This window comes from Pontibacter sp. E15-1 (assembly GCF_022601975.1).
Lineage (GTDB): Bacteria > Bacteroidota > Bacteroidia > Cytophagales > Hymenobacteraceae > Pontibacter.
The window spans coordinates 50,577-62,899 of the sequence record NZ_JAKVIR010000018.1 but is presented as its reverse complement, the minus strand read 5'-3'; the positions used below and the strand labels follow the sequence as shown (position 1 = coordinate 62,899).

Here is a 12,323-nt window from a genome sequence, read left to right as displayed (position 1 = left end):
GGCAGGAGTAGGGTACTCGATTGCTAACTGTTAGTTGAACACAATGAATAATATGAAAAGTATATACTTATTGACAGTCACAATTTTAATTTTGTTCTGCGCTTGTTCGAAGCGCGTAGGATATGATTTGGCAATAACCAACGCAAAGCTATTTGATTCAGAAAATAAACAGATCTTTAATAATAAAACAATTCTAATTAACAGTGATACCATTGCTGCCATAGTTAATAGTGATCAGAAAATCTTGGCAAAAGAGCGAATAGAGGGGAATGGGAGATTGGTAAGTCCTGGATTTATAGATACACATATTCATTTAACAGATATTATAGGAGATTATGATACAGCTCCTGTGTATATTCCCAAAGACTCTATTGCTATTTATAGGGATAGATTGGCTAAAACCCATCTTAACTATGGCATTACTACAGTAGCAGATATGGGGCAATCTGAAAAGTGGATGAATGTATCACTGGATTGGCAAAAGAACCCTGAGCCGAATGCCCCCAATTTGTTCATCGGTGGTGGAGCGCTTATTTCGGACGAGGAAAGAAAGCCTTACTTAAACCACGTGGAGGTACTGAACCCTGAAGAAGCCCAAAAAAAGGTACAGGAATATTATGATATGGGGTTGAGACACATCAAACTGTATTGGCGATTGAGAGAACCGGAAATGAAAGCAGCAGTCGAAAAGGCTAAATCTTTAAACATGAACATGTTTGCTCACATTGATAATAATGTAATGAGTATCGATGAAACACTCGATATGGGAGTAAAAAACTTTGAGCATGCAAGTACTATTTCTAATGATGTCTTTCTCTTTGAAGAGCATGGTGATTCCCTGAACAAAATCATGCAACAACATTATCCTGATATTAGAGCATATATGCCTTATGCTCTTGAAAAGATACAGTATGTTGAAGATAGTCCGGAGCTGCGTGATAGGAGAGAAAAGCTCATTCAGAAGATGATAGACATGGATGCAACCCTCTCTACCACCATCCATTTATTCGGTTCGTTTAGCGGAAGAACATATTTCAATTCCTTTTTAGAATCATATTACAGCGAGGAAAACCCTGAATTAAATGAAAATCAAATAAAAAGGATGAATACCGCTTTTGATAGCTATATGGCTTACATTAAAGAGGCTCATGATAAAGGACTTAAACTAAGAATAGGAACAGACTCTAAAGATGGAGGAAAAGCAGCTCTTTCTGAAATGCTCTTACTTTATGAAGCAGGTATATCCATAGAGGATACTTTACAAATTGCAACCTATAATGGTGCTAAAGCAATGAATATAGATGATGACTTTGGCTCAATTAAACCAGGTAAAAAGGCTGATTTGATAGTTTTTGATAAAGATCCATTTGATGATTATAAAAATTTATTATCCGATAAAATCATTATAAAGGGGGGGGATTTGTATAAAAAAAAATAAGGTGTGTAACACAAACTATAATATATAGCCCTTATGCCGCAAGTTTAGCGCAGCGTAACTTGTGGGAGGTATAAAAGAAGTTTGAAACTTCTCTGCTTTGCAAAAGCATGTTTTTAGCTCCAGGACTTACTGCTGCACTTGTTAATTGTTGAGTACTATAGAACGCTACTGAATGATACAGATTTGAGCTTAAAAAAACACTAGGATTGCACATAAGCCACAAGTTGCGCTGCGCTAAACTTGCGGCATAGAGGAAATGCTTTCCCATGATCCAGTAAAGTATTCCATCTCCCTCACCCTAACTCAGGATATTTTTAGAATAAAACCTATCTTTAAGGAGCGCATTGCGGCGCTCCTTTTTTGTGTCCTTTTAAACCAACCTACTCATGCCTAATTTTTACCAGGTAATCAGTGTTGCCTGCCTGTTAGCCCTTAGCCAGGCCTCCTGTTCCAGCACAAAAGTACCCGAGAAGACAGCTGCAGCCCCCAAAACCGAGAACAGCGAAAAGCCGAAGCCAGCCCCAAGAGGGGGTATGAAAAGCTACGGCGAGGTAATCACCAAAGACGCCGTTTCAGATCCGGGGGTTTTTACCATCCATAAAGTGGGCGACAAATACTATTACGAGATTGCTGATTCACTGCTGCACCGCGACTTTCTGTGGATCAGCCGCTTTGCCAACCTGCCCTCCGGCCTGGGTGGTGGCTACGTGAACGCGGGCTCGTCGGTGAACGAGCAGATGGTGGAGTGGCAGAAGTTCGGCGACAAGATTGTGCTCAAAACGAAGTCGTACAACTCGGTGGCCGCCGACTCGCTGCCAATCAACCTGTCGGTGCAGGCCAATAACTACCAGCCCACGATCTACGCGTTTGATATCGCCGCACTCTCCCCGGACTCCGCAGGGTATGTGATCGAGGTGACCAAGTTTTTCACCAGCGACGTGAAGGCCTTCAGCGGACTGGATGCCGACATGCGCAAGAACTACAAAGTGAGTAAGCTCGACGATAGCCGCAGCTTTATCTACAGCGCCAAAAGCTTTCCGCTCAACATCGAGGTGAAGCAGGACTTTACCTACGATGCCGCAGAGCCGCCTTCCAACGCAGCCACGGGTGCCATTAGTTTGATGATGAACCAGTCGATGGTGCTGCTGCCGCAGGTGCCGATGCAGCCCCGCCTCAACGACTACCGCGTGGGCTATTTCAACATCCGCCAGTTCGACTATGGCTCCGAGGCCCTGAAAGCCGACGAAAAATCATACATCCGCCGCTGGCAACTGGTGCCCAAAGACATCGAAGCCTATAAGCGCGGCGAACTGGTGGAGCCCATCAAGCCCATCGTATACTACCTCGACCCGGCCACGCCAGCCAAACTCCGGCCATACATCAAGGCAGGGGTGGAGCAGTGGCAGGAGGCCTTCGAGACAGCCGGTTTCAAGAATGCCATCATCGCCAAAGACCCGCCAACCGCCGAGGAAGATCCTGATTTCAGCCCCGAGGATGTGCGCTATTCTGTGATCCGGTACGTGGCCAGCACCACCCGCAACGCCGTGGGTCCAAGCGTATCAGACCCGCGCTCCGGCGAGATCATCGAAAGTGATATTATCTGGTACCACAACCACCTGCGCTCATACCGCAACCGCTACCTGCTGGAGACTGGCGCGGCCAACCCCGGCGCCCGCACCCTGGACACACCGATGGAAGACTTGGGCGAGATGATGAAGGAGGTGATTACGCATGAGGTGGGCCATGCCCTGGGGCTGCCGCACAACATGAAAGCCAGCGCCGCCTATCCCACCGACTCGCTCCGTTCGGGCAAGTTCACGCAGCAGTATGGCATCGCCGCTACCATCATGGACTATGCCCGCTACAACTACGTGGCCCAGCCCGGCGATAAAGGCATCCGGTTTGTGCGCCAGCTCGGCCCCTACGACCATTATGTGATCAACTGGGGCTACCGCTACCTGCCGGAGGCCCGCAACGCCGACGCCGAGGTGCCGACGCTCTCGCAGTGGATCAACGACAAGTCCGGAGACCCGATCTACCAGTTTGGCAGTGGGTATGGCAACCACGACCCGGAGAGCCAGACCGAGGGCATCGGGGCCGATGTGGTGCAGGCCAGCACTTACGGCCTAAAGAACCTGAAGCTGGTGGCCCCGAAACTGTATGACTGGACCGCAGCCCAAACCAACGACTACGACGACCTAGAGGAACTGTACGGCGAGTTGCTGGGGGTATGGAGTCGCTACATCGGCCATGTGGTAACCAACGTGGGCGGCGTGCACGAAAATCGCCTGAAGCCGAACCAGCAGGGCTTTATTTATACCCCGGTGGCGGCCAAGGCACAAAAAGCGTCGCTGGACTGGCTGCTGCAAAATGCCTTTACCTCGCCGGAGTGGCTGCACCAGGCCAAGATTGCGCGCAACATCCACCACGCCAGCTATGTAGAAGGTATCCGTAGCCTGCAAGTGCGCCACCTCAACAGCCTGCTCTCGGCAGACCGCATGGCGCGCCTGATGGAGAACGAGGTGAACAACGTGCCCTACAATGCCCTGGACATGGTGCGCCAGCTGCAGCGCGGCATCTGGAGCGAGGTATACAGTGGCTCCGGGATCAACATCTACCGCCGCAACCTGCAGAAGGCTTACCTCGACCAGATGAACACCCTCCTGAACGAGACGCCTGCCCGCAGCAGCCGCAGCTACGGCACCCCCGTAGACATCAGCCAGTCCGATATCCGCTCGATTGTGCGGGGCGAGCTGGTGAAGTTGCAACGGCAGCTGAAAAGCACCCAGAACCGCTACCGCGATGACCTCTCGCGCTACCACGTGCAGGATGCCCTCGTCCGGATCGACAATATCCTGAACCCATCGAAAAGCTAAACGAAAACGCCTCTTGATTTCAAGGGGCGTTTTTTTTATGTATGGATGCCGGGGGGGGTAAACATTGCGGAAGAATCGAAGCACAGTCAGATAAATGCTGTGGTTTAAAAAACTTGCATTGCCGGGTCAAACCACCCCCGGCCCCTCCTTGTCCTTTTTCGAGGGCCCCTACCCCCAGGAGGGGAGTAAAACCCTACTACCTGGCGCAATTCTCCAGAATTGTGACTTTCTATAAATTCGAATCTGTGATTCGATTAAACCAGAGGTTCGATTAAACCTGAGATTCGATTAAACCGGAAGTTACGCCACAGCTGTTAACTGGAACTCTGGCCCAGTCGAGTCACAGACTCGGCCTTATAGATAGGCACGGATTGCAAATCCGCGCCATAGGCTATGTATGGGTATAGCCGTACTTCAAACGCTATACTTGGGAGGGGGAGGGCACGGGATTTATCTCCGAAGGATTTCTTTAAATTTGAGGTATAAACCTATACCTAGATCTATACCTACCCCATGCATCCCATTGCTGCTACCATCAACCACATCGCACTTTTTGTGCATGACCTCAAACGAAGCGTCAAGTTTTACGAAGAGGTGCTGCAATTGCGCCAGATTCCGGAGCCTTTTAAAGACGGGTGGCATGTATGGTTCAGCATCGGGGGGCGCAGCCAGTTACACCTGATTGAGGGAGCGGCAGCTGAAATCCTGAACGAGAAGAACACGCATATCTGTTTCAGTGTGGCCTCGCTGGAGGAGTTTATGGAAAACCTGGACGAGCTGAAGATCCCGTATGGCAATTTTCAGGGAGAGCCGAAAGCGCAGAACAGACGTTCTGATGGCATCTGCCAGATTTTCTTCCAGGACCCGGACGGTTACTGGCTGGAGGTCAACAACGACCACGCATAAGCTTGTTTTGTGCGCCTTGTGGCAGGTGATACACGTAAAACCCTTTTGTAGGCCATCAGGTTTAAAAAAGGGTACATCAACCAAACCACAGTTATGAAAGCAATGATATTAACAGCGCCGGGAGACGTGGAAAACTTCCAGCTAGCAGAAATTGATACACCAAAGCCCCAGAAAAACGAGGTATTGGTGAAAGTGAAAGCAATCAGCGTAAACCCTGTGGATACCAAAACCCGCGCGGGGGAAGCGTTTTACGGGCAGCTGAAAGACGACGGACCCGTAATCGTCGGCTGGGACATATCGGGTGAAGTGGCAGAAGTGGGCGAGGGAGTAACGGAGTTTAAGCCGGGCGATGGAGTGTTTGGCATGGTTAACTTTCCGGGGAGCGGCAAGGCGTACGCCGAATATGTAGCTGCCCCGGTCGCGCATTTGGCGCACAAGCCTGCCAACATCTCGCACGAAGAGGCGGCCGCGGCAACCTTGGCAGCTCTCACGGCCTGGCAGGTGCTGGTACACGAGGCCAAAATCCAGTCGGGGCAGCGCGTGCTCATACATGCGGCGGCAGGCGGCGTGGGGCACTTCGCCGTCCAGATTGCCAAGCATTTCGGCGCTTACGTGATTGGCACCGCCTCTGTCGAAAACCACGACTTCCTGAGGAGCCTCGACGTGGACGAAACCATCGACTACAAGCGGCAGAAGGTAGAGGAAGTGGTGAAGAATGTAGACATAGTACTTGATTCGCTGGGAGTGGAGAACACCTTGAAATCACTGAAAACATTGAGAAGCGGCGGCAAGATCGTCTCCATACTGGGCGGTGCCAACGACACGGTGCAGGAAGAGGCCAGCAAGCATCACATCGAAGCGAAAAACTACCTCGTGCACTCCAGCGCCGAAGACATGACCCAACTGGCAGACCTGCTGCAGCGCGGGATAATTAGGGCGCATGTGGCGTTTACCTTCCCTTTCGAAGACATGGCCAAGGCCCATCAGCAGGTAGAATCCCATAAAACGCGCGGGAAGGTGACGGTGCTGGTACAGTAGGTTAATTCAGTTCTCTAACTTTAATTAAAGTTACGATTAACTGCTTTAGTTAAACCCACCCCTGCCAACTGGTAGGGCTGTTAAGTTCTAAGAGTTGGTAGTGTGCCTTTACGTAAAGTTTCAAAACACCAAAATAACAATTCTCCCCTTGAGGGGAGTTAGAGGGGTGTTTACTCTTTGCGAAAAGTACTTTTTGCTGGCTTTACACCCCTGCGGTCCCCTCAAGGGGACAATTTTCGTTAGAACTTAACGGCCCTACCCTCCTCGGAGGGGCAGGGGTGGGTTCTACCGCACGAACAATCTCAAATGAGCAAAAATAATTTAGGATGGTATTCGTGAGAAAGTGCAATAGGCACACAAAAAAGCCCTGCCAGAACGTATGCTAACGCTCGGCAGGGCTTTCTTGCTTATTATGCTTTTTGTCAGTTAATAATCGTCGCGCTCAATGGCGGCAACGCCCGGCAGGGTCTTGCCTTCCATGTACTCAAGCAGCGCACCGCCACCAGTGGACACGTAGGACACGCGGTCGGCGTAGCCCAGCTGGTTCACGGCAGCGGCAGAGTCGCCGCCCCCAATCAGGGAGTAAGCGCCACGGCGGGTTGCTTCCACAACAGCCTCCGCCACCTCCTCGGTGCCTACCGAGAAGTTCGACATCTCAAACACGCCCATCGGGCCGTTCCACAGGATGGTTTTAGAATTGGCGATCACGGCAGCGTATGCTTCGCGGGCCTCCGGGCCGATGTCCAGTCCCATCCACATCGGCTTGATGTGGTGGCTCAGGCAGGTGTCGATGTTGGCGTCGTTGCTGAAGGCGTCCGCTACCACAGAGTCCACCGGGATCATCAGCTGCACCCCTTTTTCGCGGGCCATGGCAATCAGTCGGCCAGCCAGCTCTACCTTGTCTTCTTCTACCAACGACGAACCAATCTGGCCGCCGTCTGCCTTAACGAAGGTATAAGACATGCCGCCCCCGATGATCAGGTTGTCCACCTTGTCCATCAGCTTCTCGATGATCAGGATCTTGTCTGAGATCTTGGCACCGCCCATGATGGCGGTATACGGGCGCTCCACGTTCTCGAGCACGCGGCGGGCGTTGTCCAGCTCGGCCTGCATCACGTAGCCCATCACTTTGTCGTTCGGGAAGTAGCGCGCAATCACGGCGGTAGAGGCATGCTCGCGGTGAGCCGTGCCAAAGGCATCGTTCACGTACACATCCCCCAGGGTAGCCAGTTCCTTTGCGAAATCAGGGTCGCCTTTTTCCTCGGCTTTGTGGAAGCGCAGGTTCTCGAGCAGCAGGATCTCGCCAGGCTGCAGGCTGTGGGCCAGCGCACCCGCGTCCGGACCAGTGCAGTCGTTAGCGAACTTCACGGTGGTGTTAAACTCTTCCTCCAAACGCGGCACCAGGTGTACCAGCGAGAACTTTTCCTCCGGCCCGCTTTTAGGGCGGCCCAGGTGCGACATCAGGATAACGGCTCCGCCGTCGCTGAGGATCTTCTGGATAGTGGGCACGGCCGCGCGGATGCGGTTGTCGTCGGTGATGCGGTAATTCTCGTCGAGGGGCACGTTAAAATCCACGCGCACCAATGCCTTCTTGCCGGCAAAGTTATAATTGTCTATGGTTCTCATGAAATGGTATGGTTTCGTTGTCTGATACTCGTTGTTCGAGAATCAGAAATTTTTGTTGCTGCGGCAAATATAGCAAAACAGGTATAAGTTTAGAGAAAAAGCCATGTGTTTGTGAACGAGAGGCACTGATTTTTGAGTTATTGTTAATCGGGGCACGCTTTGGCCAGGCAGGAGCGGAGGAGGGGTATACCCCAGCATTGGCCCCGGCAGGCACTCGGAACCGAGCGAAGCGGAGCCGCGGCTAAAACAATTTTAACTGACGGGGATATAGCATAACTTTACTCCCTGATTTATTACCTTTGTAAGGATGAAAGTAGGAATAATTTTCGGAGGGCCGTCGCGTGAGCGGGAGATCTCGTTTGCGGGCGGCCGTACGGTATACGATAATTTAGACAAGGCGCTGTTCGAGGCTGTTCCGGTGTTTGCCGACAGCTTAGGAAACTTTATACTGCTCGACTGGCAGTATATCTACAAAGGCACTATCCGCGATTTTTACCCGCCCGTGGACGCCCTGCCCGCCAGTGCGCACGGCTTGCAGGTATACCTGGAGTCGATGGGCGAGCTGAGCATCGCTGAGCAGGACGCCATTATCGCCAAAGCGGGCAGGCGCCTGCTGCCCCACGAGTTTAAGCAGCACTTCGACTTTGCTTTTCTGGCCCTCCACGGCCCTTACGGCGAAGACGGCAGTATTCAGGGTTTGCTCGAGTGGTACCACATCCCATACTCCGGCTCCGGCATCCTCCCCTCGGCCATCGGCATCGACAAGGCCGCCCAGAAGGAGATGCTGAAGCAGCAGGGCTTCCCGACACCCGACTACAGCACCATCCAGTACCGCGACTGGCAGGACAAAACCCGGCGCGGCCGCATTTTTGACCGGCTTGTGGAGAAACTCGGCCTGCCGCTGGTGCTCAAGGCTCCCCACCAGGGCTCCTCCATCGGGGTCTCTATCCTCAAGGAAAACGACTTTGCCGCTTTTGAGGCAGGCGTAGACCGCAGCTTTTTTACCAAGACCATCAAAAAAAGCCAGTGGCTGGCCCTGGGCGAGGAGAAGCAGGTAGCCAGCATGAAGCAACTCGTGGACATCCGTGAGGGTATCGGTATGCCGGTACTGCTGCAGGACGGCACCATCATATACCATCCGGAGGCCCTGTTGCAGCATATCACCGAGACGTTTAACGGCACTGCCACCGACAGCATCACGCTCACCAACGTGGAGCACGAGCAGCAGGTGCTGGTCGAGGCGTTTATCAAGGGCAAGGAGTTCTCGTGCATTGTGGTGCAGGAGGAAAGCGGCAAGCCGCTGGCCCTGCCCCCAACCGAGATCGTGAAAGGCAGCGAGGTGTTCGACTACCGCTCGAAATACCTACCCGGCCTGAGCCGTAAGATCACCCCGATCAACCTGCCCACCGAGCAGATACAGGAAATACGGCAGGCCTGCGCCCGGCTCTACAAGAGCTTTGGCTTTAACGTATATGCCCGCCTGGACGGCTTTATCACCGACGCGGGTGAGATTTTCCTGAACGACCCGAACACCACGTCGGGCATGCTGCCCTCGTCGTTCTTTTTCCACCAGGCCGCCGAGATTGGCCTGAACCCGTCGCAGTTCCTGACCTATATCATCCGGACCTCGGTGGCCGAGCGCCTGAAGTCGGGGAAAGACACGGTGCAACTGACGCGCCTGCTGGCCAAGCTGGACGGCGCGATCAAGGACGAGCAGGCCCACCGCCACGACAAGGTGCGGGTGGGCGTGATCATGGGGGGCTACTCCTCGGAGCGCCATATCTCCGTGGAAAGCGGCCGCAACATTTACGAGAAGCTGGCCTCGTCCACGCGGTATGAGCCGCTGCCCATCTTTCTGACCGGGAGCAACGAGGCGCACCGCCTGTATACCATCCCCGTGAACATCATGCTGAAGGACAACGCGGACGACATCAAAGAGAAAATCCAGCACTTTGAGCAGGGCGGAAAGCCCCACCCGGTGCTGGCGCAAATAATAGCGGAGGCCGAGAGCATCACCCGCACCTACACAGGCCGCAGCCTGCAGGAGCCACAGCGCATCAGCTATGCCCAACTGCAGAACCTGGTAGATGCGGTGTTCATCGCCCTGCACGGCCGTCCGGGGGAGGACGGCGCGCTGCAGGGCGAGCTGGAGAAGCTGCACATCCCGTACAACGGCTCCGGCATCCGCTCTTCCCGCATCACCATCAACAAGTTTGACACCAACGAGCTGCTTGCCCAGCATGGCGTGCCGGTGGCCAAACACATGATGGCCCTGAAAGAAAACTGGCTGAAAGATGCGGAGGCATTTTTCGGGCATATAGAAGCGGCGTTTCCATACCCTTTTATTGCCAAGCCCGCAGACGATGGCTGCAGTTCTGCCGTTAAGAAAATAAAGAACCGCGCCGAGCTGGCCGCGTTCGCCACCCTGATGTTCCGGGAGATGGAGGAGCTGGACGCTGAGTGCGCCCGCACGCTGTCGCTTGGGTTTAAAGAGGAGTTTCCGAACAAGGCCGGTTTCCTGGTCGAGACGCTGATCTCCAGAGAGGGGGCAAAGCACTTCCTTGAAATCACGGGGGGCTTGCTGACCACCTTTGGCCCGGACGGTGCCGTGGAGTACGAGGTGTTTGAGGCCTCGGAGGCCCTGGCCGAAGGCGAGGTGCTGTCGCTGGAGGAGAAGTTCCTGGCCGGAGAGGGGCAGAACATCACCCCGGCACGGTATGCCGCCAACCCGGAGCGCCGCCAGAAAATATCCGACAAGGTGAAAGAGGACCTGAGGCGCGTGGCACAGATTCTGCAGATAGAGGGCTACGCCCGCATCGACGCTTTTGTGCGCGTGCTGGAGAACGACGAGGTGGAGACCATCATCATCGAGGTGAACTCACTGCCGGGCATGACGCCAGCCACCTGCATCTTCCACCAGACGGCTATCAACGGGTATAAGCCCTACGACTTCATCGACCGCATCCTGCGGTTCGGCATCGAGCGAAACGAGATGAAACTGGGTTAGCGAGACGGAGCAGTTCGAGAGTTTAAGAGTAGAAATTACAGAAGAAGCGGTGCTACTGGCTGAGAAATATTTAGCCGAAAAGTCAGAGGGAAATCTAGCCGCGCTGATTGTTATCACATTGCCATCGCGACTATCTTGAAAGCAGATGTTTTGGTAAGTTGGAATTTCAAGCATATCGTTAACATGCAGCGCATACATGGGTATAATGCGGTAAATCTTATGAATGGGTATCAAACCCTTGAGATAAGGAACCCAAGAGAAATATTTGATTATGAAGACAACGACTAAAAAAACGTATGACTGTGTTCAGGCTGTCAGGGTGGAGAGGGAAAGAATAGCAAAGGAAACCGAAGGAAAATCTCCGAAGGAAATTGTTGCATATTTTCAAACGCAAAACGCAGGAAAACAAAGTCTATAGTATCTGGTCTGTAGCATTTTGTTTGCCTCTTGGGCGTAATATTTATATATAAAGTGGATCTATCTACAGGAGGATAGCCTTCAGTTCCGGTCGTGCGGAATTCTGCATAACCTGATTAATCCACCCCAGAAGTTTCAACAATTTAACCACCAGACCATTTAACAATTAAATCCCCTCATGTTCAAAGCAAAGTCTTTTGTAAGTGTTCTTGTGCACCTTAGCCTGATGGCGGTGATCGTGGCGGCCCTGGTCGTTGGCTTCTTTTATGTATACCTGCCTTCGGCCACCAACCACGGCGAGAGCATCTCGGTGCCCCGCATCGAGGGCATGCAGCTGGCAGACGCCGAGGAGTTGCTGGAAGCCCAGAACCTGCGCTATTTCATCAACGACTCCAGCTATCACTCCGACAAGAAGCCCTACGCCATCCTGACCCAGGACCCATCGCCGGACGCAAAGGTGAAGGAAAACCGCAAGATCTACATCAGCGTGAACATGAAGAACCCGCCGATGATCAAGATGCCGAAGCTGATTGACGGGTCAGTGAAGAACGCGGAGCTGATCCTGAAAAGCTACGACCTGCGGAAAGGCACGATCACGATGGTGCCCGACTTGCAGCAGAATGCCGTGCTGAAGCAGTTTGTGAACGGCAAGGAAGTGAAGCCGGGCGAGCAGATACCGAAGGGCTCTGTGGTGGACCTGCACGTGGGCGACGGCCTGGGCAACACCGAGTTTGAGGTGCCCGATGTGGTGGGTATGCCCGTAGACGAAGCCTCCGTGCTTCTGGTAGGGCAGGGCCTGCAGATCGGCAACATTATCCATGTGCAGGGCAGCACAGAGCCAGACGGCACAGTGCTGAAGCAACGCCCTTACGCCGAGGTCGGGGCCACAATTCGGGTGGGCGAGCTGGTGGACCTGTGGGTATCGGGGGAGGAGCCGATACAAGGCATTGAGTAAAAAATAAACTGATAAAAACGCAGAAGCGCCTGCCCGAAAACGGCGGGCGCTTTCGTTACA

Annotated in this window: 8 protein-coding genes; 7 read left to right on the top strand and 1 reads right to left on the bottom strand. The window is 53.1% G+C overall.

Annotated features, from left to right (window positions below; genetic code table 11):
* The first annotated feature begins 52 nt into the window (after positions 1-52).
* From MKJ04_RS13745 to MKJ04_RS13730, 4 genes are all read left to right on the top strand, one after another.
* The gene (locus tag MKJ04_RS13745) at positions 53-1,438 is read left to right on the top strand and encodes an amidohydrolase family protein (protein WP_241642227.1); all 1,386 of its coding nucleotides are present in this window, start codon (positions 53-55) and stop codon (positions 1,436-1,438) included.
* A 386-nt stretch (positions 1,439-1,824) separates the two neighbouring features.
* Positions 1,825-4,314 (top strand): zinc-dependent metalloprotease, encoded by a 2,490-nt coding sequence (locus tag MKJ04_RS13740; protein ID WP_241642226.1) that lies wholly within the window; start codon positions 1,825-1,827, stop codon positions 4,312-4,314.
* A gap of 513 nt (positions 4,315-4,827) precedes the next feature.
* Positions 4,828-5,220, top strand: a complete 393-nt coding sequence (locus tag MKJ04_RS13735) for a VOC family protein (RefSeq protein ID WP_241642225.1) — start codon at positions 4,828-4,830, stop codon at positions 5,218-5,220.
* A 93-nt stretch (positions 5,221-5,313) separates the two neighbouring features.
* A complete protein-coding gene (locus tag MKJ04_RS13730; protein WP_241642224.1) occupies positions 5,314-6,258 on the top strand; it encodes an NADP-dependent oxidoreductase in 945 nt (314 codons plus the stop codon).
* 426 nt (positions 6,259-6,684) lie between these two features.
* On the opposite strand, the gene MKJ04_RS13725 is transcribed toward MKJ04_RS13730, so the two are convergent.
* On the bottom strand, positions 6,685-7,884 hold the full coding sequence (locus MKJ04_RS13725; protein ID WP_241642223.1) for a phosphoglycerate kinase: 1,200 nt from the start codon (positions 7,882-7,884) through the stop codon (positions 6,685-6,687).
* A 307-nt stretch (positions 7,885-8,191) separates the two neighbouring features.
* Between MKJ04_RS13725 and MKJ04_RS13720 the strand changes: the two genes are divergently transcribed.
* From MKJ04_RS13720 to MKJ04_RS13710, 3 genes are all read left to right on the top strand, one after another.
* Complete coding sequence (locus tag MKJ04_RS13720; RefSeq protein ID WP_241642222.1) at positions 8,192-10,891, top strand: D-alanine--D-alanine ligase; 2,700 nt, start codon at positions 8,192-8,194, stop codon at positions 10,889-10,891.
* A 271-nt stretch (positions 10,892-11,162) separates the two neighbouring features.
* Complete coding sequence (locus MKJ04_RS13715) at positions 11,163-11,309, top strand: hypothetical protein (RefSeq protein WP_241642221.1); 147 nt, start codon at positions 11,163-11,165, stop codon at positions 11,307-11,309.
* Between the two features lie 177 nt (positions 11,310-11,486).
* Positions 11,487-12,263 carry a PASTA domain-containing protein gene (locus MKJ04_RS13710; protein WP_241642220.1) on the top strand — a complete coding sequence of 259 codons (777 nt, stop codon included), beginning with the start codon at positions 11,487-11,489 and terminating at the stop codon, positions 12,261-12,263.
* Positions 12,264-12,323: the final 60 nt, after the last annotated feature.

What these genes read in the sequence shown, in the direction of transcription:
- MKJ04_RS13725 (WP_241642223.1), bottom strand. Translation starts at nt 7,884, where the DNA reads ATGAGAACCATAGACAATTATAACTTTGCCGGCAAGAAGGCATTGGTG.
- MKJ04_RS13735 (WP_241642225.1), top strand. Translation starts at nt 4,828, where the DNA reads ATGCATCCCATTGCTGCTACCATCAACCACATCGCACTTTTTGTGCAT.
- MKJ04_RS13740 (WP_241642226.1), top strand. Translation starts at nt 1,825, where the DNA reads ATGCCTAATTTTTACCAGGTAATCAGTGTTGCCTGCCTGTTAGCCCTT.
- MKJ04_RS13710 (WP_241642220.1), top strand. Translation starts at nt 11,487, where the DNA reads ATGTTCAAAGCAAAGTCTTTTGTAAGTGTTCTTGTGCACCTTAGCCTG.
- MKJ04_RS13730 (WP_241642224.1), top strand. Translation starts at nt 5,314, where the DNA reads ATGAAAGCAATGATATTAACAGCGCCGGGAGACGTGGAAAACTTCCAG.
- MKJ04_RS13745 (WP_241642227.1), top strand. Translation starts at nt 53, where the DNA reads ATGAAAAGTATATACTTATTGACAGTCACAATTTTAATTTTGTTCTGC.
- MKJ04_RS13715 (WP_241642221.1), top strand. Translation starts at nt 11,163, where the DNA reads ATGAAGACAACGACTAAAAAAACGTATGACTGTGTTCAGGCTGTCAGG.
- MKJ04_RS13720 (WP_241642222.1), top strand. Translation starts at nt 8,192, where the DNA reads ATGAAAGTAGGAATAATTTTCGGAGGGCCGTCGCGTGAGCGGGAGATC.